Source organism: Paenibacillus phytohabitans (assembly GCF_013141775.1).
Lineage (GTDB): Bacteria > Bacillota > Bacilli > Paenibacillales > Paenibacillaceae > Paenibacillus_AQ > Paenibacillus_AQ phytohabitans.
In genome coordinates this window covers 18822-42217 of record NZ_WHOB01000094.1, presented here as the reverse complement: position 1 = coordinate 42217, position 23396 = coordinate 18822, and the positions used below count along the sequence as shown (strand labels likewise).

Sequence of the window (23396 nt, the reverse complement as noted above, 5' to 3'; positions counted from 1 at the left end):
TTTTTTTATGGTTTTAAGTATTAATTCCGGGTCCGAATGAGAAAAATATTCCGCCGCCTAACCTTTTATGGTAAATTTGACATGTCAGTGAAAACTTTCACTTAGGTTTTCTGAGAGTGATTTTTATCACGTTAATGTGATTGTGATCACGTTACAATGGCATAAAGGAACAAATTTTAAGTAATTAGAAGGGGATAGGAATCATGGCTTATAACAAACCGCAGGGGATCGCCGAAGTAACGGTAGAGAACGGAGTCAAGAAAGCGCACAATCCGCTCAGCACTGTACTTATTCTTGGTTTCCTGGGAGGAGCGTTTATCGCGCTCGGATTTTTGCTGGATATTCGTGTCATTGCCGGTGCGCCTGCCGAGTGGGGGTCCATCGCTAACTTCATCGGAGCTGCGGTATTCCCGGTAGGGCTGATACTGGTGCTGCTTGCCGGAGGCGAGCTGCTGACAGGCAACATGATGGCGGTGCCGCTTGCTTTTATTGCGAAGAAGATTTCGTTCTGGGAAGTGATTAAGAACCTGGTGCTGATTACGCTCAGCAACCTGGCAGGTGCCTTGTTCGTTGCTTATTTCTTCGGTCATGTCGTTGGCCTTACATCGGACGGGGTGTATCTGGAGAAGCTGGTGAGTATGGCTGAGCACAAGATTGATGCGACCTTCCTGCAGGCCTTTATCTCCGGGATCGGCTGTAACTGGCTCGTGGCGCTGGCAGTGTGGCTCTCCTATGGAGCAGATAATTTCAGCGGCAAAATCCTCGGTATCTGGTTCCCGACAATGGCGTTTGTAGCCATCGGCTTCCAGCACGTTGTAGCTAACATGTTCCTTATCCCTGCTGCCATCTTCGAAGGACATTTCACGTGGGCGCAGTACTTCGCCAACTTTGCCCCGGTATGGCTGGGCAATCTTACGGGCGGCGCGATCTTCGTCGCAGCGGCTTACTGGATGGCTTACCTGCGTAAGGAGCCGGCAGCTGTAACGGCTGTTGAAGGAATCTCCGCTGCAGGTGTGAAGAAACACGCTTAATTCAAAATCCGCTGGTAATGACCGGCATGTTCAATAGTTTGGCCCCAGCACTTCCTGGCTTCTCGGCACCCTGTTTTTGGGAATCGCAGAGAAACAGGGAGTGTTTTTTGTTAGCCCGGCTCTGCCTGGAATAACTTCAGAGCAAAACAAAATTCGCCGTGCATATCCGACTCGGGGGAACGAAATCGGATTCACGGCGAATAAATAGGGAGTGTTTCATATGCACTATTACCCCGGCCTGCGGGGAACGAATCAGGTCATATCCACCTATTTTCTTTACGTGCAGAAGCTGCGGTTATAGAATATAAATAGCACGGCAGGCGGGAAGTGATTCGGAATTTCGCAGCAGAAAATTCAATGGTTCTATGCGATAAAGCGTTAACGCGAGAACTTGCCCTTCATCCTATTTTCAGATGATACTGGATGGATTAATGACACCTATGTTACAGGGGATGAAAGACAAGTTATGAGATTTTTGCAGGCCTATCCGAAGGAAGTCAAAGTGTTCTTGATTTCCAGTCTCATTAATGCAACCGGCAGCGCGCTGATGTGGCCGCTGGTTACGATGTATGTATTTGATGAGCTGGGACGCAGTATGAAAGATGCGGGAATTGTTCTGCTGGTCCAATCCCTCGGGGGGATTGCCGGGCAATTGCTGGGCGGATCTTTGTATCACAAGGTAGGGGTAAACCGCCTGATTGTCGGAGCACTGGCGATGAACGCGCTGACCCTGTTTGCTCTTCCATGGGCGAGCGGCAGCTGGAGTATATTCATTATAGTTATGGGCCTGATGGGTTTGTTCAACTCCCTGTCTCTCCCGGCTATTCAGGCCTTTATCGGCTTCCGGTTCGCGGAGCAGCGCGGAGAGCTGTTCAATATTGTCTATGTCTCGAACAATATCGGGGTAGCACTGGGTACCGCACTGAGCGGATTCCTGGGCAATTATATGCTGAGCTTTGTGCTGAACGGTGTGACTTCGGCGGTGTTTGCCGGATTCTTCTTTGTCTATCTGCGCAGGGTGGGGACAGCACCGTCGCCGTCCCATGAGACAATACAGAAGAAACACCCGCAGGGGGAAGCGTCGGGCTGGAAGCTGCTGAGGCATACGCGGATTTATCTGTACATGGCTATTGGTTCGATGTTTCTGCTGATCGGCAATTCGATCTGGAATACCGGAGTATCGCCGTTTATTATTTCAGAAGGCTGGTCGAAGCAGTTATACGGCTTCCTCTGGACGCTGAACGGCGTACTTATCTTTGCCGCGCAGCCGCTGGTCAGTCTGATCAAACGCTGGTTCGCAGGGACTTCTACTGCGCAGATGACCGCAAGCGCCGTATTCTATCTGGGCGGGTATGCGGTTATACTGTTCATGCCGAGCTACCCGGGCATGCTGCTGGCGATGGTGCTGGCTACACTGGGGGAGATGCTGATCTCTCCGGCCATGCCATCCTTCATCTCGGAGCATGCCCAGCGCAGTGCGCCCTTCTATCTCGGGCTTAGCGGCGGTATCGGCGCGGTCGGCCGGGTTATCGGCCCGTATCTGATGGGGATTCAATTCGACAGAGGCGGCCTTGCGCCGACAGGCTGGCTGGCCTGCGGGATGGCGGTTCTGTCCGTGGGATTCTTCGCGGTCCATGCCTACGTTAACCGCGGGAGCGTGAAGCTCCGGGGTAATACTGTATAAACGGCTGCGCTGTAACTAATCCTTTTATTATCTGCTTAGCAAGGCAAGGGGTGTAGAAGCTATGCAACAACTAAACAGGGATTCGGCTTTCACCATCCGTCCCTCTGAAATCAGGGATGCCCGTGAGCTGATCATTCTCGATAATATGATCTGGACAGAGGAGACAACACCCGGTCCGCTGATGTGGCGCTCCCGGGAGGATTATCTGCTGCATGCACCGCCCGGGTCCCAGCTTGTAGCCTTGCAGGACGGGGAGCTATGCGGGTATGTCGGCTTCGGCTGTCCCAGCGGAATGGAGAGCAACCGCCATGTATGCGAGGTTAATATTGCCGTACATCCGCGCTTTCAGCGCCTGGGTGTAGGCAGCCGGCTGATTGCAGAGATCAAGCGCCATGCCGCAGAGAATGGAATCCGTAAGCTGCGCCTGCGTGTGCTCTCCTGCAATACACCGGCACTCTCGTTCTACCGCAAATGCGGATTCGAGGAGGAGGGACGGCTGCGGGAGGAGTTCTATCTGGGCGGACGATATGTAGATGAGGTATTCATGAGCTGCATGCTGGACTAGGAGGAATGAAGATGGAAGTCGTCTCACTTAATGTAGGCAAGCCGAAGACCGTGGATTACCGCGGCAAACCGCTGGAAACGGGAATCTACAAGCTGCCGGTCACCGGCCCGCTGGAGCTTCATGCTGAAGGCTTCGACGGGGACGGGCAAGCGGATCTGGTAAACCACGGGGGCCCCGACAAGGCCGTCTGCGTCTATCCGGTTGAGCATTATGCCTACTGGGAAGAGCTGCTTGGACGGAAGCTGGACTACTCCGCATTCGGTGAGAATATCACAGTGAGCGGACTTCTGGAGACCGAGGTGTGCATCGGGGATGTCTTTGAGATTGGTACGGCACTGCTCCAGGTAAGCCAGCCGCGCTTCCCCTGCTTCAAGCTCTCGCAGAAGCATGGACCGGCGGATATGCCTGCGCGGGTGCTGTCCACCGGTTACAGCGGGTTCTATTTCCGCGTGCTGCGTGAAGGCAGGGTTGCATCCGGTGACCGGATTATTAAGCGGGAGAGCGGAGCGGGAAGTTTCCCTGTGAAGCAGGTGCTGTACTCAATGGAGCACGGGCGCAAGGATAAGACCGGACTAGCCGAGCTAGCCGGGCTGGACAGCCTCACAGCCGGCATCCGGGACAAATTCCGGGGCTGGCTTGCGGCAGCGGAGAATTAGACCGGAGCAATAACATGGAAGACGGTACGCCAGAACCCCCGGGGCTTATGTTATGCCTCCGGGGGTTCTGGCTTATGCTGTGTATAAATGTGCATAATAACATGCTGCCTAATGCCTGCTGCTGCCTTGCTGTCAGCCCAGCAGCTTCCATTCGCTGCGCAGCAGACCGTAGACTGCGTGGTTCACATAACCTGCGGGCAGCTTCTCCGCCTCGCGGATCACGCCTTCGAAGATGAATCCGAGCCGCTCGGGAATAGCCCTGCTTGCCGTGTTACCCGTGGCGCAGCGGATCTCTACACGGTTGAGCTCCAGCTCCAGCAGGGCATAATCCACGAATACCCGGCAGGCGCTGGTCATGTAGCCGTTGCCTTCATAGCCTTCACCCAGCCAGTAGCCGATACCGACAGACCGGTTATGCCAGTCAATCTCGTGATACCCGATGATCCCGGCCAATTCCTCCCGGACCCACAGTCCGGCCGTGAAGCCGCCATTGTCACTGCCCTGCTTCACGGCATTCTTGATGAAAGTAGTCAGGTGGGCCTGCTCGGCTACGCCGTCCACCCAAGGCAGCCACTGCCTGAGCCGATGGCGCGAGCGCTCGACTAGGGCGTACATATGGCGGGCATGCTCAGGCATAAGCAGCTTCAGCTTCAGCTCTTCATCAATGACATAATTAAACATGCGGCTTCCCCCTCTGCGGCGTAAGGTATAAGCTTCTGCCCTAACGCTTTTTCCACTCCAGAGCGTAGATATCTTCCTCCAGCGCCTGCATGCGCTGTGAAGCCAGTGTCCGGCAGTCACTCAGTGCCCCGTTGTAGACAGCCGGCCCAAGCTCGTTCAGGAAGAACTCCAGCAGATTATCTGCTGCCAGATGGCCAATCGTTTCCCCGCGTTCGGCTTCGAAGTATGCGCGGATGTTCTCGGTGATCAATTCCCGCTGCTCTTTGGGCAGTTTGATCGGTTTCATGGGTACCCTCCTCTTCTCGGTAATCCTATATGATCCATGCTACTCTATCGCCGGGAGAGAAGTCAAAGATGCAGTTTTATCGCTGCGGGATCTTATTGGCGCCTTAGCTTCACCGGGACAGATACGTTGTACATCAGGGACAGGAATGCCGTTTCTGTTTAACTTTTATTGAACATTCCCTGCCTAACGGGTATATTAATAGGAAACATGTTTATACAAGGAAGTAGTAATAATACAGAACGAAAGGTTGATCATTGTGGAGAACCAGGGTACACCCTCCAATTTCATTAAGAACGTCATTACCGAAGATCTCCGCTCGGGCAAGGTTAAGGAAGTGGTCACCCGCTTTCCGCCGGAGCCGAACGGTTATTTACATATCGGACATGCCAAGGCGATCTGGATTAACTTTACACTGGCTGATGAATTCGGCGGCAAGACCCATCTGAGATTCGATGACACCAATCCGGTCAAGGAAGACACGGAGTATGTGAACTCCATTCAGGAAGATGTGAAGTGGCTCGGATACGAATGGGAAGAGCTGCGTTTCGCCTCGGATTATTTCGGGGAGATGTATGAGCGGGCCGAACTGCTGATCAAGAAGGGCAAAGCTTATGTCGATGATCTCACGGCAGAGCAGATCCGTGAATTCCGGGGAACGCTGACGGAGCCGGGACAGAACAGTCCTTACCGTGAACGCGGTATCGATGAGAACCTGGACTTGTTCCACCGCATGCGGGCAGGCGAATTCAAGGACGGCGAGAAGGTGCTGCGCGCCAAAATCGATATGTCCTCTCCGAATATCAATTTGCGCGATCCGGTCATTTACCGAATTTCTCACTCTCATCACCACAATACAGGCGATGAATGGTGCATCTACCCGATGTATACCTTCGCGCATCCGCTCGAAGATGCGATCGAGCATGTTACCCACTCCCTCTGTTCGCTGGAGTTCGAGGATCAGCGCCCGTTCTATGACTGGGTTGTAGCAGAATGCGAGATGCCGGCTGCGCCGCATCAATATGAATTCGGGCGCCTTAATCTGGCCCAGACCGTTACCAGTAAGCGCAAGCTGAAGCTGCTGGTGGATGAAGGCCATGTCGACGGCTGGGATGATCCCCGCATGCCGACGATATCTGGACTGCGCCGCCGCGGGTATACCCCCGAAGCGATCCGCAGCTTCGTGCATGAGACAGGCATTTCCAAGAGCCAGGGCCTCGTAGACCTGCAGATGCTGGAGCATTTCATCCGTGAAGACCTCAAGCTGACGGTACCCCGGACCATGGCTGTGCTGCGGCCGCTGAAGGTAGTTATTACGAATTATCCTGAGGGCGAAACCGAGTATTTCGAGATTGAGAACAATGTGGAGAACCCGGAAATGGGTAACCGCCAGATTCCGTTCTCCCGTGAAATTTATATTGAACGCGATGACTTCATGGAGGTTCCGCCGAATAAGTATTTCCGCCTGTTCCCCGGCAACGAGGTGCGGCTCAAGAATGCTTACTTCATCAAGTGCAACGAGTTCATCAAGGATGAGAACGGAGAAGTTATTGAGCTGCACTGCACCTATGATCCTGAAACGAAGAGCGGCAGCGGATTCACCGGACGCAAGGTCAAGGGAACGCTGCACTGGGTCGATGCGAGCCAGGCGGTACCGGCGGAATTCCGCCTCTATGAGCCGCTGATCTCCGCCGAAGAGGCTGAGACCGAAGCCGAAATCGAAGGTCTGGAAGCTGCTGAGAGCAAGCCGGAGCCTACATTCCTGGATCAGCTTAACCCGAAATCGATCGAGATCATCCAGGGCTTCGTCGAACCGGGCCTGAAGGACAGCGTGCCACAGGACAAGTTCCAATTCTTCCGCCATGGTTACTTTAATGTAGACAGTAAATATTCATCACCGGAGCATCTGGTATTCAATCTGGTGGTTTCCCTGAAGAGCTCTTTCCAGCCCAAGCAAGGCTAGACTCTCCATGAATGAATACAGGCTTGGCCTCCCGTCCGGGAAGCCAAGCCTGTTTGCTGTGTGCTGTGAATCGAACGGTCCCGCCCACCTCTGGTCCATCGCTACTCCTCTGCCGCCCCGTCTTCGGGATCAGCCGGAGGCCGGTAGCCGCCGCGGATGAAGAAGAGCCACATCAGGCCGAAGCCGATGGTGCCGAACAGGGCGAGGAGCGCACCGGACTGATACATCGTCTGTACTCCGAGGTTCTGATACATCCAGCCGCCGAGCACGCCGCCGAGGATGCCGGATATTCCGCTCCACGTAAGCGTGTAGAGTGCTTGTCCCGAGGACCGGTAAGCCCTTGGAACAAGCAGCATAGTAAGCTGGGTGCCGACATAGAAGAATCCGCCGAAGGTAATGCAGTGCAGCACCTGAATGAGGGCAACCTGTAGTGGAGTGGTCGCATCGGCCATCATCCACCAGCGCAGGAAGAACAGGGCGCTGACGAACGTGAGAGAGGCCAGCAGTACAGAGATTTTACGTTTAAGAATGTAGTTGCACAAGAGCAGCACTCCCATCTCCAGAATGGAAGAGAGGAACACCGCCAGCCCAATCATGGTCTTGCTTCCCCCCAGCTCTGTGATGTACAGTGACACAAAGGTATTATTCATCGTATTCGGGATAGAGACCAGAATGCCGAAGAGGATGAAGCAGAGGAAAAACGGGTTATAGAAGATCTGACGCAGTCCCCTGAATGGCAAGGGGGCGATTCCGATCGAATGATCAAGCTTCGGCATAGCGATCAGCGCAATCATCGCCGCGCACAGCAGTGCTGCAAAGAGATAAGACAGCACGGAAACACCGGCCCATTCAATCACGGGTCCGGCCAGTATGGCAGTAAACGCCCAGCCTAACGATCCCCAGAGCCGGTATGAGCTGAACCGCTGGCTGGTACCGTCGATATAGCTGAGGATCATGGTATTGCTCTGGGCGAACAGCGGCCCCTGGAAGAAGTAGAAGAACAGAATAGATATATATATCATCTCGTATGTATTCGCCTGAAAGACTAGCTGGGACAAGACCAGCGTGCCGGTCAGCATGACCAGGACAATCCGCCGGATATTCTGATAACGGTCACTCCAGATACCCCAGAAGGGATTGGCAATAATAGAGACGAGCGCACCTACCGACATCAGGCTCCCGATCTCCAGCTTATTCATTCCCATGATCTGAAGATATAGCGGAAAGAAGCTGGTGAACAGGACGACCGTTCCATATACGAAGAAGTTGAACCATTTAAGAGAGGTGAAAGACAGCTGCTTATCGAGGTTCTCCCGCAAACTTTGCACTCCTTTCCCGCCAGATGCCTTGAATCCTTAGAACGGCAGAAGTTGCCGCTTCTATCACTGTAACATTTGTTGAAAAGGGATACAAACCAACTTATATAGGGAATTACAAATCAATGGAAATTTAACAGTTTAATTTCAGTTTACAAAGCACAGTTATTCTAGGTTGGAAGGCGGAAGCGGGACATCAGCTGTTCCTGACATCTATCCGCCGGAAAAGGGGATTAACCATGAAGAACACTCAAGCACCGCAGAAGCAGGGAGCCGCGATGAAGCCGTTCCTGAAGCTGCTGCACGAAACTAAACCCTCCTACATGCTGCTGGCACTGGCTCTGGGCCTCAGTATGATTTCGACTCTAGTGGGTCTTGTTATTCCAATGTTCACGAAGAACCTGGTCGACGGCTTCTCGCTGGCTTCGATCAGCAAGCTGCAGATTGCCGGAATTGCCGGAGCTTTCATCGCACAGACCCTTGCCGGCGGCGTCTCGATATATCTGCTGAATGCGGTCGGGCAGAAGATTGTCGCCGGACTTAGGGACCGGCTGTGGCGCAAATTCCTTGTGCTGCCTGTGTCCTATTACAATGAGAACCGGACAGGTGAAAGCGTCAGCCGGATGACCAATGATACGGGAATTCTCAAGACACTGATCTCGGAGCATCTGGCCAGCCTCTTTACCGGCGTGATCTCCATTGTCGGTTCAATCTCTGTCCTGCTCTTCCTGAACTGGAAAATGACGCTGGTACTGTTCACCGTCCTCCCGCTGTCCGCGCTGATTCTGGTACCGCTGGGCCGGCAGATGTACAAAATATCAAAAGGCACACAAGATGAGACAGCCTCCTTCACCGCCACACTTAGCGGTGTATTGTCTGAAATCCGGCTGGTTAAATCCTCAGGAGCCGAGCAGAAGGAATATGAAGCCGGACGCAGCGGAATTATGAATCTGCTGTCCTTCGGCATCCGTGAGGGCAAAATCAGCGCGATGATCAGCCCGCTGGTCTCCTTCGTCTTCATGATGCTGCTTGTGGTGATTATCGGCTATGGCGGAATGCAGGTGTCCTCGGGGGTTCTGACCGCCGGTGAGCTGGTGGCCTTCATTCTGTATCTGATCCAGATTATTATGCCGCTGACCCAGCTGACTCAATTCTTCACGCAGCTTCAGAAGGCCAAAGGTGCCTCGGAGCGGATTATCGAGACGCTTGCGGCAGAGGAAGAAGTGTATGAAGGTGTAGAAGAGGCTGGCAGCGAGGAAGGCCCAATCGAAGTGGAAGACCTCAGCTTCGGATACAAAACGGGCGAGAAAGTGCTGAACAAGATAAGCTTCACGATGCTGCCGGGCCAGGTGACAGCGATTGTCGGTCCAAGCGGCGGCGGTAAAACGACGCTGTTCTCGCTGCTGGAACGATTCTATGAGCCGCAGAGCGGTGTTATCCGGATGGGGAGCAAGCCGGTATCGATGTTCTCCCTGAAATCCTGGCGTAAGCGGATCGGGTATGTCTCGCAGGAAAGTCCGGTGCTGGCCGGAACGATTGCCGAGAATCTGGGATATGGACTGGACCGCGAGATCAGTAAGGAGGAGCTGCAGCGTGCTGCGGCCATGGCATACGCTGACGGCTTCATTGCAGAGCTTCCGGATGGGTACAATACGGACGTCGGCGAACGCGGAGTGAAGCTGTCCGGCGGACAGCGGCAGCGGATCGCCATTGCCAGAGCGCTGCTGCGCGATCCGAAGATTCTCATGCTCGATGAGGCAACGTCCAGTCTGGACAGTCAGTCGGAAGCCGTTGTACAGAAGGCACTGGGCAATCTGATGCAGGGCAGGACCACGATTGTCATTGCCCACAGACTGGCTACAGTCGTCAATGCGGACCAGATTATATTTATGGAGAAGGGCCGGATAACCGGCAAGGGAACACATGAAGAGCTGCTGCGGGATCATGAGCTGTACCGTGAATTTGCCGAGCAGCAGCTGCAGATGAATACGCCGGAGCTTCAGGGCAGTGTGATAGAGGAGGGTTCTACAGGAAATGGCCAAAATACTGGTAGTGGACGACGATCCGCACATCCGCGAATTGGTGGGAGTCTTTCTGAGAGCTGAAGGCATGGAAGAAGTGCTGAGTGCCTCCGATGGGCTGGAGGCGCTGCGGCTGCTCGAAGAGACCCCGGCCGATCTGGCGATTATTGATGTCATGATGCCGAATATGGACGGCTGGGAGCTGTGCCGGGAGCTGCGCAAGCAGTATGACTTCCCGATCCTGATGCTGACAGCCAAAGGTGAAACCTCACAGATTGTCAAAGGCTTCGAGCTCGGTACAGACGACTATCTGGTCAAGCCGTTCGAGCCGCCCGTACTGATCGCCAGAGTGAAGGCGCTGCTGAAGCGGTACCAAATTTCTGCCGCCCAGAGCGTTACCGTAGGGAGCCTGCGGATGAACCGCAGAACATATGAGGTTGTATCCGAGCATGGCGATATTACGCTGCCGCTTAAGGAATTTGAATTGCTGTTCAAGCTGGCCAGTTATCCGGGTCAGACACTGACACGCGACCGGCTGATTGAAGAGATCTGGGGTTATGATTTTGAAGGGAATGAGCGGACGCTGGATGTGCATGTGGGCCGTCTGCGCGAGCGGTTTCCCCGGGATAAATTCGGGTTCGCCATCCGCACGATCCGGGGCCTTGGCTACCGGCTGGAGGGATAAGCATGCTGGACAGAATCAGAAAAGTATGGAAGAAAATCAATGTGATTGCGCCTATAGCCGGCATATTGACGATGCTCTTTATCTCCTGGAACGGAAGCTATTTCGGCTCAAGGCTGCTGGTCCGGCATTTCGGCTGGTCCTTCTCCGAATACGGCTATCATCTGTTTATTATGGGCATGCAGGTGATTATCTTCTTCTGCGTGGCTGGCGCCATCGCTTTCGCTACCCGCGGGCAGGACCAGAGATTCTATGTGCCGATCCTGACGGCGATGCGGCAGATTTCCAAAGGTGATTTCAAAATCGAACTGGAGAACAGCGGCCAGTACCGGCAGTTTGGCGGTATTGTAGAGGGGATTAACGAAATGGCCACTGAGCTGAGCCGGATGGAGACGATGCGCCAGGACTTCATCTCTAACGTATCGCATGAGATCCAGTCGCCGCTGACCTCCATCCGCGGGTTCGCCGCAGCTCTGCAGGATGACAGCCTCAGTACCGAGAGCAGGAAGCATTACCTGGATATCATTGAAGCGGAGAGCCGCCGCCTGTCCGGCCTGAGCGACAATCTGCTGAAGCTGTCGGCACTGGAGGCAGAGAGCTTCCCGTTCGAGCGGAAGCCCTACAGGCTGGATAAGCAGCTGCAGGAGATGATCCTGGCTTCAGAGCCGCAGTGGCTGGGCAAGGATATTGAGGTAGAGGCAGATCTTGCAGAAACCACCGTGGTTGCGGTAAAAGACCTGCTCAGCCAGGTGTGGACCAACCTGCTGCATAACAGCATCAAGTTCACCCCGCGGGGCGGACGGATTACCGTCTCCTTGCGCATCTCAGAGGAGCAGATTGAAGTGGAGGTGAAGGACAGCGGAATCGGCATTGCCGAAGAGGAGCTGCCGCGGATCTTCGAACGCTTCTATAAAGTGGACAAATCCAGAAGCGTCAGCGGGGGCGGCGGAAGCGGGCTGGGACTGCCGCTGGTGAAGAAAATCGTTGAACTTCACGAAGGCAGCATACAGATAACAAGCCGTCCCGGTGAGGGGACGGCTTCAGTCGTACGTATACCTCTGCAAGTCAGATGAATCCGCCATTGACGCGGAGGGTCTGGCCGGTAATCCACCCGGAGCCTTCTCCGGCCAGGAAGCTGACCACGCCGGCAATATCCTCCGGCTGGCCCAGACGTCCGAAGGCATTGCCCTTCTTCAGCCCTTCCAGTACGGCCTCTGATTTGCCCTCCAGGAACAATTCTGTGGCTACTGGTCCTGGTGCCACCGCATTGATGGTGATGCCTTTGCTGCCGAACTCCTTGGCAAGCTGGCGGGTGAATTGCTCAACCGCACCTTTGGTGCCGGCATAAATACTGTAGGCCGGGAACATCTGGCCGTTGACGGAAGTGGAGAAATTAATAATCCGCCCGCCCTGTTCGAGGTGATAGAAGGCCTGCTGGCAGGAGAAGTAGGTGCCCTTGACGTTGATGGCGAACTGCTTGTCGAATTGCTCCTCAGTAGCTTCTCCGATCAGGGAGTTCATCATAATCCCCGCATTATTGACCACGATATCGATCTTTCCATAGAGCGCCTTGGTCTCCTTGAACAGCTGTTCAATCTGGGCAGGCTTGCTGATGTCTGCCTGCAGGGCAGCGGCTGTTCCGCCGCCCGCCCGAATGGCCGTCACTACGTCATCTGCCTGGGCGGGACTGCTCGAATAGTTGATGATAACGGAAGCGCCCTGCTCCGCCAGCCGCTCAGCGACACTCCGCCCGATTCCTCTCGATGATCCGGTAACAATAGCCACCTTGCCTTGCAATGGTTGTGTCATTAGTAGTTCCTCCTTGAATTTAATGTTCGGATAATCCTCTTTCCAGCAGTGTCCAGAGCTGGGCGAATTCCTGCATGATGCCCGGGCTGCGCCACTCATAGGCGTGCGCCGGATGGTGAAAGCGTGCGGTGCCATAGAGGACTGAACGTGCCTGTACCGCCGCCGGGATACTCCGTGATATAAGACCTTGTTCCATGCCCTGGGCAATGAGAAGGTCAATGTGATCGAGAAGCTTCCGGATGTGGACTTCAACAAGTGCTGCCGATTCTTCAGTAACGGCTGCATACATTTTGAACATCTCGCTGTCCTGTGAAGCATGATGCTGCTTAAGCTCTACGAGCTTAGCGATATAATCTCTAAGCTGCCCCAAGGCATTGGTTGTGGGTATCGCGGCAATTTCAGTTAGCGGAGCTACAATCATCTCCTCCAGCCACCGTTCCGTTACCGCCTCCCGCAACGCAGCTTTGCTGGGGAAATGCCGGTAAAGGGTTCCATGACTTACGCCCAGCAGCTTCGCTACATCAGTGACTGAAGCCTTGTCCGGCCCGTATTTGCGCAGGGTTTGTTCAGCGGCATTAAGGATTTCTGTTTTGCTCAAAAAAGAGCTTAATTTATTCACGGGTAACTTCCCCTTCCTGTGCAAGAAGCATAACATAGCGCATAACAAATGACAAATAATTATTATTGTCATTTGTTATGCGCTATTTGTGATCCGGCAATTCGCGTTATTCATGGAGCTTCCCTGATTAGATCTGCCAGCAGGGTGATTCCGCGCTTCAGTTCTGCCGGAGAAGCATAAGCGTAGGACAGTCTGAGATGCCTGCGGTCACTGCGGTCGTACAGATCGCCTGTATTCAGCAGCAATCCGGCGCGCAGGGCTGCAGTGAACAGCTTGCGCGGAGGCACGGGGTGCAGGAGGGACAGCCAGATGTAGAATCCGCCTGCCGGTACATTCCAGGTTGCCAGTCCGGCACAATGAAGCTGCAGCAGCTCCAGCACAAGATCACGGCGCTCCCGTAGTCTGCCGCGCAGCACCTGCAGATGCTCCTCATGATAGCCGTCCTCAAGCCAGCTGGCAGCAGCCAGCTGTGACAGGGAGCTTGCGCCGTAATCACTCTGCATTTTGATATCGGCCAGCCGCCGGACTACCGGCTCCGGGCCGACAATCCAGCCGATGCGCAGGCCGGGGCTGGCTGCTTTGGACAGGGTGCCCAGATGCAGCACTCTTCCCTCGCGGTCCAGCGCCTTCAGCGGCAGCGGAGGCGGTGCATCCATCCACAGCTCCTGATAGGCGCCATCCTCGAGAATAGGCAGCCCGAGGCTGCTTGTGACCTGCATAAGCTCCCGGCGCCGCCCGGCATCCATCAGAATCCCGGTGGGGTTATGAAAGGAAGGGATACTGTAGAGCATCGCCGCCTTGCTGCGGACAGCCTCAGCCGTAAGATGCTCCGGGATCAGCCCGCGTCCGTCCATGGGCAGCCCGCTGAATTTCACCCCGGCAGACTGAAAGGCATGAATCGAATACAGATAAGACGGCTTCTCCAGCAGGATCGATGAGCCGCGCGGCAGAAGGCCCAGAGCAATAAGCTGGAGTCCCTGAAGTGCCCCGGAGGTGATAAGAATGGAGGCGGGGTCGGCTGCAATGCCGCTTCGGGCCAGCATCCGGCTGACCGCAGCCCGCAGCGCCGGATTGCCGAGCGGTTCCTCATAAGAGAGCGGTGGAAGAATGCGCTGCGCGAGCCCGGCCAGCACCTGGTTCATCGCCGCCCCGGGCAGCAGCTCCGGCGCAGGCTCGCCGGTGCCGAGGCGGATCAGACCCGGCTCATATTCGAGCCGGTTGATATCCTGTACGGTAGGCAGGTTGGGATAGTGAATCCCCTCCTCCACATAATCATTCCAGTTGCCCCGGCGCTCCGGTTCTGCCGGAGCTGTGACCGCATTGGAATCACCGGCGGGCCGGATGCCGGGACGTGCATCCGCTACTACTACGGTGCCTCCGCCGCGTCTGCCCTCAATCAGGCCCAGTGCTGTAAGCTGGCCCAGCGCCGTGACCACCGTGCTGCGGTTAACACCGAGCATGCGGCAGAGCTCACGCTGCGGAGCCAGCCGCATGCCGGGAGGCCAGGCCCCGCTGCTGATCTTGGCGAAGAAGTAGGAGGATATCTGACTATGAAGCGGCAGCGGGGAAGCCGGGTCCGGCTTCCATGTGCCTTGAAGGACAGGGAGTGAGCCGTCCGGCTCCTTTTCAAGAGCGGCAGGTGCGGGAGCTTCAGGGTGACCGGAAGAACCGGCAGTGCTTAAGTCTGGATGATCTGGCGGATGCTGATGTGTCAAGGGACGGGCTCCTCTTTTGTGGTTTCTTTCCTTGAGTGTACCATGGTTCATAGTCGTCTATTAAGCTTGGCTGGGTATGAGACGGAAAACTTGGATGGTTACGGCAGCCTCTGCACCAGAGTACGATCAGAATGCGTTAACCGGGAAGAAGCAAGAAGCTGTGGAGGCTTGTCCATCCGGCAGCATCACAGCTTATATGAAGGAGGAAGAAGTTATGACGGAAGCCATTGTACATGGAATCATTCTGGCCTTCGGGCTTATTCTGCCGCTGGGCGTGCAGAATATATTCGTATTCAATCAAGGGGCACAGCACGCGAGATTCCGCAGTGTGCTGCCTGTAGTTCTGACGGCAGCGGCATGCGATACGCTGCTTATAACCGCAGCAGTAGGCGGTATTTCTCTGGTCATTCTATCGCTGGACTGGGTCACGCCCCTTATATACAGTGCGGGAATCCTGTTTCTCTGCTTCATGGGCTGGAGAATCTGGCGCTCTTCTCCGGCGCAGGAAGAGGCGGGGCGCCTCTCTCCGAAGGGACAGATGCTGTATGCACTGTCCGTTTCCCTCTTGAATCCGCATGCGCTGCTGGATACGGTGGGCGTCATCGGTACAAGCTCGCTGCAATATGACGGTATGGTGCGCTGGGCTTTCGCGGCGGCTACGGTGGCCGTCTCCTGGATCTGGTTCCTGGGTCTTGCCGCTGCGGGCCGCCTGCTCGGCAGGATGGATGCCTCCGGTAAGGTGATTAAGAGGCTGAATACCGCTTCAGCACTATTGATCTGGGCGATCGCCGTCTACATGGGAATACAGCTGTGGCGGAGCTTTTAACGCCAATTTAGCCATGCAGAACCGGATTCGGCAACCGGGTTGCCAAACTGTTTCGAAAACTTCACACATTCATAATTTATCTGAATCTAGTCTATTGACCCTTGGAATATAATCGCCTACTATACAGATATAAACACAAAATTCTAAATTATGGGATTCGGAAGGGTGGTGTTTCCTTGGAGCCTGCAGCCACGATTCGAGATCAGCTAGTGGATTATTTATCAAAGCATGAGCTGTCCATCAATCAGTTTGCCATAAGATCCGGCATTAATTCCGGGACATTAAGCCGGATTATTAATGGTCATCAGCCGATTGCCATGAGCCATCTGGAGTTAATTACTGCAGGGATGGGGGTACGCGAGGACTATTTTTACAGTTTATATGTAGATGAATGCTTCTATCATTCGGCACCGACCTGGCGGCGGCTTCGGCCTTTTATTGTAAAGTGTGCAGAGCTTGGGCGCATGGACTGTATCGAGCTTCTTGTACATAATCTGCTTGATAATCTGACCTATGTTCCCATGTTGTTCGAAGTAGCCGAAGGATTGTTTCAGCAGGGGTATTGGCCGGGGGCAGCACTGCTCTACGAGAATGTAAGCGCCAGCGAGAAATACCAGTACTCCGAACGGTTGGCTATGTGCCAATACCGCCTGTTCCAGATCGCACTTGGTGATGATCAGAGCACGAACCTGCGCGCTGCTACTCTGTTTGAGAGCTACATCCCGCGTTTGGATGAGGCGGACCAGCTGGATGCGTTGAAGCATTTGATGGATGTCTACTACTCACTGCAATTATGGAGTAAAGTAAATGAGCTTGCTCTTGAATTACTACGGATTGCTACAATTCAATATGATCTTTATTGTCGCTCGAAACATAAAGAGACGGTGAAGAGCGGAGAAAGACCTTTTTGCTTTTATATATTGTATGCCCATCTAATGCGTTCGAATGCATACGATGAATGTGGGGATTACAAAGCGGCTCTTGAACTTGTACCTTTATATTCGGACGTGAATTGGATACATGAAGAAAGTGAGGAAGCGAAGAGGACTGTAGCGCAATTCCAGGAATGGGGCAAGGCTAATACTTATTTGTACCGCTTACTGGATGGACAGTCAGAGGTGTTAGCTGATTATGTTAACTATATTTCAACGCAACAAGGGGAGATCTTCACAGCTTTATTTTATATCGTCAAATCTGCAAACTTATATAACTGGAATGTAGATTCTATTTTAGAACGTTTCTCTGATTACATGCCCTATAGGATACATCTCACTGAGCTCGGAGTGTACAATCAGCAGATTAAGGCTGACCAACACGCCAGATTTCTTGTTGAACTGGGAGTCTATTATCTGCGGAATAAGCGAAGTGAAGGCATTGGATATATCTTGGAAGGTTTGGAATCATCATCTAAGCTTAACAACGAGAGCATCATCTTCAAATGTGTTGATCTATTCGAGCAGAACAGGCATATTGCTGGAGAAGATGAGCAGAGGCAATACAAAATCTTAATCAGAGAGGTACGGGATGCAAATGAAAAGAAAACTCCTATTATTGCTAGCCTCGTGTAGTGTTGTTGTACTGATTACTCTGCCTGTATCAGACATAGTGGGTAAACCTATACAACAACAATTGATTGAAACAATGGGACATGGTCCAGGGGGCTGAATGAGCAGCTGTAGTTATATAGTACATCTTCGGCGTCTTCTGCTAATGCAGGGACGTCTTTTTTATGTACAACTCCTATCTCGCCAGAGCTTGTCAATATATTCACTTTAACAGATAATGCAATCAGTCCAATATTTTGTATTTTTACATAAAAATCTATAATATTGCATAAGGAGGCGGGATTCTTATGTATAGTCCGGCAAGTGTCAGAATTCGTATTGAGAGAGCCAGAAGCAAGCTTCATCAGTTGCAAGTCCAATATGGCGGTTTATGTCATCCTGAGGTACTACGGCAATCCGTAGTGCTGGATGAACTGCTTAATTCTTATGATAATACCTACCGGATGAAGAAAAGGCCGCCTGCTTAGCAGTAACTTAAGAGATGAAGTGAAACAACAGATAAGTTAGATCTAACATTCTATGGATAAGCGTGTGAAAAGGGTGATAAATACTGTGGAGCATACAGTCAAAATCCGGGACGAAATAGCAGCGTATCTCTTCAAGCATAACCTGTCCATTAATCAATTTGCTATCATCAGCGGCATACATTCCGGTACACTCAGCCGGGTGATGAAGGGTCAGCAGGCCTTGGCGATGAATCATCTGATCCGTGTTACACGCGGGATGGGACTTCCCGAGGACTACTTTTACAGTAAGTATGTGGATGAATGCTTGTATGATTCGGCACCAACCTGGCGGCGCCTGCGGCCGTTCCTGCTGCAATGTGCGGCGCTGTCACGTCTGGACTGTATTGAGCGGATTGTACAGAATTTGCTGGATAATCTTCTCTATGTTCCGCTGCTCTTTGAGGTCGCCGAGGAGTTATTCGAGCAAAAGAACTGGCCAGCAGCTTCACTAATCTATGAAAATGTGGGAGCCAGCGAGAAATACCAGCATTCCGAGCGTCTGGCGCTCTGTCAATATCGGTTATTTCTGATTAATCTGGGAGACGATCCGCACAACAATTTGATAGCAGCCACCTTGTGTGAGGGTTATGTGGGCAGGCTGGATGAGGTCAATCAGCTGGATGCGTTGAAGCAACTGGCTGATACGTATGCTTCACTTCATAAGTGGCAGAAGGTGGGCGAGCTTGCCGAGGAAATGCTCAGCATTGCTTCTCATCTGTATGAGCTACATAGAGAGTCAGGCCGTACGACCAATAATGGACAGGTACACAAAAGACCATTATATGCATATATTTTATACGCCCAGCTACTTCGTGCCTATGTATTAGAGCAGTGCGGGGCTTATAAGTCTGCACTCGAGATTATACCGTTATATATGGATGGAAGCTGGATAAGGGAAGACACTGAGGAAGCAAGGCGGATTATCGCCCAATACCAGGAATGGGGAACGGCCAATACTTATCTCTATCGCTTGTTGGATGGACAAATCGAAGTGCTGGATGAGTACGTAGAGTACATTTCTACCCGGGAAAATGAGATCTTTACGGCACTATTCAAAATTATTGAATCGGCCAACCGTTATAAGTGGGATGTCGATCATATTCTGCTGAGATTCGCCAATTATATCCCTTACCGCAAATATTCCAGCGTCTTTGGTGAACGCAATATATTGATGCTGAAAGATAGCCATGCTCAGTTCCGCCGCGAGCTGGCAACCTATTATCTGGCCCGCAGACGTTATAAAGGCGATGACGTGACCATGCAGGGTGTGGACCTATCCGCCAAAATAGACTGTGAGCGTAATGTGATCCGGGGAACCTTATCCGTGGATTTTGAGATATCGATTTCGGATATCACTAAACTCGGCTGAGGATTGAGGAAAAGCATTCCCTTTGAATATTCATGCAAAACGGCTGAGAACCCCTCCAGGGAATCTCAGCCGTTTATTTGTTCAACCGGTAATGCCGCCCTGCGGTTAGCCGCCGATCTGTGACATGCGGCGGGCGGTAGGCGTATGGCTCTGCGCTTTACGCTCGAGGGCCAGCGCCATTTCATGATTATGCGGCTTGTTGCCGAGCGCCTGGCGGAAAAGAGCCTGCACCGCAGCAGGATCACTTATCAGTGGCCGCACATTATATTCATCCTCCCAGTAAAGGCAGGCTTTGATGTTGCCGTCGGCGGTGAGGCGCAGCCGGTTGCAGTTATCGCAGAAGTGCTCGCTTACCGGATGGATCAGTCCGAAGGTTCCTTTTGCCCCGGTGACACGCCGGTTCTGGGAGGGGCCATTCCCGGAAGGCATATCGGCTTCCTCGGTAGTCCAGCCTGCTTCATTGCAGGCTTCCACTACCGTTTCTAGCGGGAGATAGGTCTGCCGCCAGGCATCGCTTGCGCTGCCGATGGGCATATATTCGATGAAACGTACATTCAGCGGGCTGTTCAGCGTCAGGGCGATGAAGTCCTTGATCTCATCATCATTAATACCCTTCATCAGCACGACATTCAGCTTGATCGGCGACAGGCCGGCCGCTTCGGCGGCTTCAATCCCCTTCAGCACTTTGGCGACATCGCCGCCGCGGGTGATCATGGAGAACCGTTCCTGCCGAAGGGAGTCCAGGCTGATGTTCACCCGTGACAAGCCCGCCTGCTTCAGGGCTGCGGCTTTGGCCGGAAGCATCAGACCATTCGTAGTTAACGATATATCTTCAATACCGGGTATAGCGGAGATCATGGATACCAGCTTCTCCAGATCCTTACGGACCAGCGGTTCTCCGCCGGTCAGCCGGACCTTCCGCAGACCCAGCGGCGCAAGTGCTTCCACTACAGCGGTAATTTCCTCATAACTCATAATCTCGTCCTGCGGCTGGAATTGCATTCCTTCCGCAGGCATACAATAAATACAGCGCAGGTTGCAGCGGTCTGTAACCGAAATGCGGATGTAATCATGTATCCGTCCAAAAGGATCGGTCAGCGGCTCCATGGCACTACTCCTTCACCTGTTGAGTTTTATTTTAAATTTTAAAGACTTCATTCCTCTGCGTCAATGTGTACGGCTTCAGCTGGCCCAATCCGCAATTATGGAAGAGGAGGGAATGCATACAGCATAAGAAACGGACAACCTAAATAATATGTGACGAAAGATGAAAGACGCAGCCTAATTTTGACAAAAGTACGACAATTTCAGGGAATGGTCATAGAATGCTCACCGAAAGCGCTTAACAATTTCGATATAATTTAGGTGCGGAAGATTCAAACTTTATAACCTTTCACTTTTGCGAAGAACACAGCTATGATACCGGAAAGTTCAGGCGGCGACCTTAAGGAAGCCCCGGCGTCCGGCAAACCAATAGGGAGGATTTGCAAAATGACTATACCTACAGTTCCATCACTTGTCGTGCCGGAGGTTTGTAGCCGCTGGCTGGAGAGTCGGGGATTAATATATCAGCTTCTGGTTGATTTCTACGGAAGAAAACCATCGCTCTCACTGGTCGCCCAGTGGAGCCGCAACCGTGAGATGAGTATTGCTGCAGAAATGACCGAAGGCGGACGTGAACTGAAGCGTTACCTGTGCAGCCAGGAGCCAGCAATGCTGCCGGCCATCTGTGAGAAAGAGAAGCTCGAATATAAGCGGCTGATGAATGAGCGTGCTGCCAGTACTTTTGTGGCCCGGGAAGCAGCCCAGCTCGGCCGTGAAGAAGAATTCTGTAACGTACTTTCCGATGTGTATGCTTCGGCAGGCATTGTGTTCAAGAAATGCAGCGGGGAAGCTGACGACCATATCGCCATTGAACTGGAATTCATGGCAGTCCTGCATGAACGGATGCTGTACAACAGCTTCTCCATCCGCAGTGCAATGGAGCTTCTGGAGATCCAGGAGAACTTCCTCGAAGAGCATCTGCTGAAATGGACACCGCAGTTCTGTGAACGGCTGAACGCAGCGACTGACAGCCCGCTATATCTTGGACTCAGCCACATGCTGGAGGAATTCCTGCCGCAGGATCTGCATATGCTGCGTGCCTGGAAGGCTTCGCTGGAGAGCAGTGCGGCGGCAATGGTCTAAACAGCTGAATAATCAAGGCGTCCTTCCGAAGTGGAAGGGCGCCTTATTTGTTGCTGCGGCAGGTTCAGCTTCCTGCGAAGAGGTTACAGTATTGTTGCAATTTAAGTTTCGTATAGGATTCCAGTAGGAAGAAACGGTGTCTTCATGTAATATATAAATGTGTCAGTTTAGTGATGAACGGTAGAACGAGAAGGTAGGTTGCATATGAGAAGAGGACTGCAGGCTTTAGTCATCATAGGGGCTATGCTGGCTTTTTATTACTTTGGATTTGGTATTTTTGGCAGTACGGCCGGAACGATCATCAGTATTTTCTCCACATTGACGGTTATCTCTATCGGGCTGGGTATCTTCATGGAGAACCGTAACCCTTCTACCACAATGTCCTGGATTCTGCTGCTGGCCTTGATTCCGGTGCTGGGACTCGTTTTCTATTTTCTGTTCGGACAGAATGTGTTCAAACGGCGCAAATACGATAAGAAGGCCCAGCGCGACCTGATGGCCTATGAACGGATTGAGAATGACGCGCTGCGCATGCACCAGGATTGGTCAGTGTTCAGTCCCGGGCGCCAAAAGCTGCTGGGATTGTCGCAGAGACTGGGACGTACGCCGATTTCCTTCAATTCAGAGACGCGTATCCTGACCAACGGTGAAGAAACCTTCGGGACCCTGCTGCTCGAGCTGCGTCAGGCCCAGCATCATATCCATATGGAATACTATATTTTCCGGGCGGATCATATTGGGACACGCATACAGCAGATTCTGATCGAGAAAGCCCGGGCGGGCGTAGCTGTCCGGTTTATGTATGATGCGGTCGGAAGTATTCAGCTGTCCAAGGCCTTCCTTAAGGAGCTCAGTGATGCCGGCGTTCAGGTGGCTGCCTATGGCAACTCAACCTCCTTTTTCTCCAGCCGGGTGAATTACCGGAATCACCGCAAAATTGTTGTCATCGACGGCGATGTGGGATTCATGGGCGGACTTAATGTTGGCGATGAATATTTGAGCCGGAGTAAGACTTACGGCTTCTGGCGGGATACGCATATGCTGCTGAGAGGTGAAGCGGTGCGGACGATGCAGATTATCTTCCTGCAGGACTGGATGCACACCACCGGTGAGAAAATATTAGAGCAGGATTACCTCTCCCCGCAGCTGCGCTTCACGACCGGCGACGGAGCGGTCCAGATTATTGCCAGCGGACCGGATAACGAGCGGCGTGCACTCAAGAATATCTTTTTCTCCATGATTGCCTCGGCGGAAAAGTCAGTCTGGATCGCCAGCCCCTACTTCATCCCCGATGAGGATATCCTGACCGCGCTGCGTGTGGCGGCGATGTCGGGTCTGGATGTCCGTCTGCTGTTCCCGGCCAAGCCGGATAAGTGGATTCCGTTCCTGGCTTCGCATTCCTACTTCCCGGCACTGCTGGAATCCGGGGTGAAGATCTATGAATATGAGAAGGGCTTCATCCACTCGAAGCTGCTGATTGCGGATGGGGAGATTGCTACCATCGGCACGGCCAACATGGATATGCGCAGCTTCCACCTGAACTTCGAGGTGAATGCGCTGCTGCTGCAGACCGAGAGTGTCTCGCGTATTGTCGCAGACTTCGAGCGTGACCTGCTGTCCACGCGGCAGATTGTCCATGAGACCTTCATGGATAAAAGGCTGCTGGAGCGGCTGCTGGAATCGGCAGCCCGCCTGATGTCTCCGCTGCTGTAGTAAGGAGAATAGCTGAAAAGACCGCCGGATGGAGCTGCTGCTCTCCGGCGGTCTTTTTCTTATTTAGGGACTTATGATATTCCAGGAATCACTCTGAATCCTCTGGAAGTGGGCAGTGTGGGGAATTCAAAGGGAAAAATCTCTCTAATTCCCGCAGATGCGGCCAAAGGAGCAAATGAGGAGCATTAGTGCACCTGAATTTACA

Annotated in this window: 21 protein-coding genes; 14 read left to right on the top strand and 7 right to left on the bottom strand. The window is 53.0% G+C overall.

Annotated elements, in window-relative coordinates; translation table 11 throughout:
• Positions 1-203: 203 nt before the first annotated feature.
• The 4 genes from GC101_RS32680 (at position 204) to GC101_RS32665 (ending at position 3936) form a co-directional block, all read left to right on the top strand.
• The gene (locus GC101_RS32680; protein WP_039309150.1) at positions 204-1031 is read left to right on the top strand and encodes a formate/nitrite transporter family protein; all 828 of its coding nucleotides are present in this window, start codon (positions 204-206) and stop codon (positions 1029-1031) included.
• 466 nt (positions 1032-1497) lie between these two features.
• A complete protein-coding gene (locus tag GC101_RS32675) occupies positions 1498-2715 on the top strand; it encodes an MFS transporter (protein WP_171720705.1) in 1218 nt (405 codons plus the stop codon).
• A 61-nt stretch (positions 2716-2776) separates the two neighbouring features.
• Entirely contained in the window at positions 2777-3280 is a 504-nt protein-coding gene (locus tag GC101_RS32670; protein ID WP_039309145.1) for a GNAT family N-acetyltransferase, read from the top strand.
• A 5-nt stretch (positions 3281-3285) separates the two neighbouring features.
• Positions 3286-3936, top strand: a complete 651-nt coding sequence (locus GC101_RS32665) for an MOSC domain-containing protein (protein ID WP_171720704.1) — start codon at positions 3286-3288, stop codon at positions 3934-3936.
• Positions 3937-4068: 132 nt separating this feature from the next.
• Here GC101_RS32665 and GC101_RS32660 read toward each other — a convergent pair whose 3' ends face one another.
• On the bottom strand, positions 4069-4617 hold the full coding sequence (locus GC101_RS32660) for a GNAT family N-acetyltransferase (RefSeq protein WP_039309141.1): 549 nt from the start codon (positions 4615-4617) through the stop codon (positions 4069-4071).
• A gap of 40 nt (positions 4618-4657) precedes the next feature.
• Positions 4658-4903, bottom strand: coding sequence for a DUF2164 domain-containing protein (locus tag GC101_RS32655; RefSeq protein WP_042240376.1), 246 nt, complete (start codon positions 4901-4903; stop codon positions 4658-4660).
• A 247-nt stretch (positions 4904-5150) separates the two neighbouring features.
• Here GC101_RS32655 and GC101_RS32650 point away from each other — a divergent pair, with 247 nt between their 5' ends.
• A complete protein-coding gene (locus GC101_RS32650; protein ID WP_171720703.1) occupies positions 5151-6863 on the top strand; it encodes a glutamine--tRNA ligase/YqeY domain fusion protein in 1713 nt (570 codons plus the stop codon).
• Between the two features lie 101 nt (positions 6864-6964).
• On the opposite strand, the gene GC101_RS32645 is transcribed toward GC101_RS32650, so the two are convergent.
• Entirely contained in the window at positions 6965-8182 is a 1218-nt protein-coding gene (locus GC101_RS32645) for an MFS transporter (protein WP_042140280.1), read from the bottom strand.
• A 236-nt stretch (positions 8183-8418) separates the two neighbouring features.
• Here GC101_RS32645 and GC101_RS32640 point away from each other — a divergent pair, with 236 nt between their 5' ends.
• The 3 genes from GC101_RS32640 to GC101_RS32630 are packed head-to-tail and all read left to right on the top strand — an operon-like array spanning position 8419 to position 11955.
• Positions 8419-10284 (top strand): ABC transporter ATP-binding protein, encoded by a 1866-nt coding sequence (locus GC101_RS32640; RefSeq protein ID WP_171720702.1) that lies wholly within the window; start codon positions 8419-8421, stop codon positions 10282-10284.
• The gene (locus tag GC101_RS32635) at positions 10214-10885 is read left to right on the top strand and encodes a response regulator transcription factor (protein WP_042140278.1); all 672 of its coding nucleotides are present in this window, start codon (positions 10214-10216) and stop codon (positions 10883-10885) included. Before GC101_RS32640 ends, GC101_RS32635 begins: the two co-directional genes overlap by 71 nt.
• 2 nt (positions 10886-10887) lie before the next feature.
• Positions 10888-11955: a sensor histidine kinase gene (locus GC101_RS32630; RefSeq protein WP_171720701.1), complete on the top strand. Its 1068-nt coding sequence runs from the start codon at positions 10888-10890 to the stop codon at positions 11953-11955.
• On the opposite strand, the gene GC101_RS32625 is transcribed toward GC101_RS32630, so the two are convergent.
• From GC101_RS32625 to GC101_RS32615, 3 genes are all read right to left on the bottom strand, one after another.
• Entirely contained in the window at positions 11948-12691 is a 744-nt protein-coding gene (locus tag GC101_RS32625) for an SDR family oxidoreductase (RefSeq protein WP_076247587.1), read from the bottom strand. The two genes, GC101_RS32630 and GC101_RS32625, sit on opposite strands and share 8 nt — an antisense overlap.
• A gap of 19 nt (positions 12692-12710) precedes the next feature.
• A complete protein-coding gene (locus GC101_RS32620; protein ID WP_343049848.1) occupies positions 12711-13310 on the bottom strand; it encodes a TetR/AcrR family transcriptional regulator in 600 nt (199 codons plus the stop codon).
• A 110-nt stretch (positions 13311-13420) separates the two neighbouring features.
• Positions 13421-14872 carry an aminotransferase-like domain-containing protein gene (locus GC101_RS32615; protein ID WP_246354625.1) on the bottom strand — a complete coding sequence of 484 codons (1452 nt, stop codon included), beginning with the start codon at positions 14870-14872 and terminating at the stop codon, positions 13421-13423.
• Between the two features lie 367 nt (positions 14873-15239).
• Between GC101_RS32615 and GC101_RS32610 the strand changes: the two genes are divergently transcribed.
• From GC101_RS32610 to GC101_RS32595, 4 genes are all read left to right on the top strand, one after another.
• Positions 15240-15851 carry a LysE/ArgO family amino acid transporter gene (locus GC101_RS32610; protein ID WP_171720799.1) on the top strand — a complete coding sequence of 204 codons (612 nt, stop codon included), beginning with the start codon at positions 15240-15242 and terminating at the stop codon, positions 15849-15851.
• A gap of 176 nt (positions 15852-16027) precedes the next feature.
• Positions 16028-17419 carry a helix-turn-helix domain-containing protein gene (locus GC101_RS32605; protein WP_171720698.1) on the top strand — a complete coding sequence of 464 codons (1392 nt, stop codon included), beginning with the start codon at positions 16028-16030 and terminating at the stop codon, positions 17417-17419.
• Between the two features lie 284 nt (positions 17420-17703).
• Positions 17704-17883: an aspartyl-phosphate phosphatase Spo0E family protein gene (locus GC101_RS32600; protein WP_042218151.1), complete on the top strand. Its 180-nt coding sequence runs from the start codon at positions 17704-17706 to the stop codon at positions 17881-17883.
• Positions 17884-17968: 85 nt separating this feature from the next.
• Complete coding sequence (locus tag GC101_RS32595) at positions 17969-19291, top strand: helix-turn-helix domain-containing protein (protein ID WP_171720697.1); 1323 nt, start codon at positions 17969-17971, stop codon at positions 19289-19291.
• Positions 19292-19396: 105 nt separating this feature from the next.
• Here GC101_RS32595 and moaA read toward each other — a convergent pair whose 3' ends face one another.
• Entirely contained in the window at positions 19397-20398 is a 1002-nt protein-coding gene (gene moaA / locus GC101_RS32590) for a GTP 3',8-cyclase MoaA (RefSeq protein ID WP_039309112.1), read from the bottom strand.
• 384 nt (positions 20399-20782) lie between these two features.
• On the opposite strand from moaA, the gene GC101_RS32585 reads away from it, so the two are divergent.
• Both GC101_RS32585 and cls read left to right on the top strand, forming a co-directional pair.
• The gene (locus tag GC101_RS32585) at positions 20783-21478 is read left to right on the top strand and encodes a TorD/DmsD family molecular chaperone (RefSeq protein ID WP_039309109.1); all 696 of its coding nucleotides are present in this window, start codon (positions 20783-20785) and stop codon (positions 21476-21478) included.
• A 204-nt stretch (positions 21479-21682) separates the two neighbouring features.
• On the top strand, positions 21683-23191 hold the full coding sequence (cls, locus tag GC101_RS32580; RefSeq protein WP_042140271.1) for a cardiolipin synthase: 1509 nt from the start codon (positions 21683-21685) through the stop codon (positions 23189-23191).
• Positions 23192-23396 lie beyond the last annotated feature (205 nt).

Excerpts from the sequence above, each read along its gene's own strand:
- GC101_RS32635 (WP_042140278.1), top strand. The coding sequence starts at position 10,214 with ATGGCCAAAATACTGGTAGTGGACGACGATCCGCACATCCGCGAATTG.
- GC101_RS32665 (WP_171720704.1), top strand. The coding sequence starts at position 3,286 with ATGAAGATGGAAGTCGTCTCACTTAATGTAGGCAAGCCGAAGACCGTG.
- GC101_RS32680 (WP_039309150.1), top strand. The coding sequence starts at position 204 with ATGGCTTATAACAAACCGCAGGGGATCGCCGAAGTAACGGTAGAGAAC.
- GC101_RS32625 (WP_076247587.1), bottom strand. The coding sequence starts at position 12,691 with ATGACACAACCATTGCAAGGCAAGGTGGCTATTGTTACCGGATCATCG.
- GC101_RS32610 (WP_171720799.1), top strand. The coding sequence starts at position 15,240 with ATGACGGAAGCCATTGTACATGGAATCATTCTGGCCTTCGGGCTTATT.
- GC101_RS32660 (WP_039309141.1), bottom strand. The coding sequence starts at position 4,617 with ATGTTTAATTATGTCATTGATGAAGAGCTGAAGCTGAAGCTGCTTATG.
- cls (WP_042140271.1), top strand. The coding sequence starts at position 21,683 with ATGAGAAGAGGACTGCAGGCTTTAGTCATCATAGGGGCTATGCTGGCT.
- GC101_RS32600 (WP_042218151.1), top strand. The coding sequence starts at position 17,704 with ATGTATAGTCCGGCAAGTGTCAGAATTCGTATTGAGAGAGCCAGAAGC.
- GC101_RS32670 (WP_039309145.1), top strand. The coding sequence starts at position 2,777 with ATGCAACAACTAAACAGGGATTCGGCTTTCACCATCCGTCCCTCTGAA.
- GC101_RS32640 (WP_171720702.1), top strand. The coding sequence starts at position 8,419 with ATGAAGAACACTCAAGCACCGCAGAAGCAGGGAGCCGCGATGAAGCCG.
- moaA (WP_039309112.1), bottom strand. The coding sequence starts at position 20,398 with ATGGAGCCGCTGACCGATCCTTTTGGACGGATACATGATTACATCCGC.
- GC101_RS32655 (WP_042240376.1), bottom strand. The coding sequence starts at position 4,903 with ATGAAACCGATCAAACTGCCCAAAGAGCAGCGGGAATTGATCACCGAG.
- GC101_RS32630 (WP_171720701.1), top strand. The coding sequence starts at position 10,888 with ATGCTGGACAGAATCAGAAAAGTATGGAAGAAAATCAATGTGATTGCG.
- GC101_RS32675 (WP_171720705.1), top strand. The coding sequence starts at position 1,498 with ATGAGATTTTTGCAGGCCTATCCGAAGGAAGTCAAAGTGTTCTTGATT.
- GC101_RS32585 (WP_039309109.1), top strand. The coding sequence starts at position 20,783 with ATGACTATACCTACAGTTCCATCACTTGTCGTGCCGGAGGTTTGTAGC.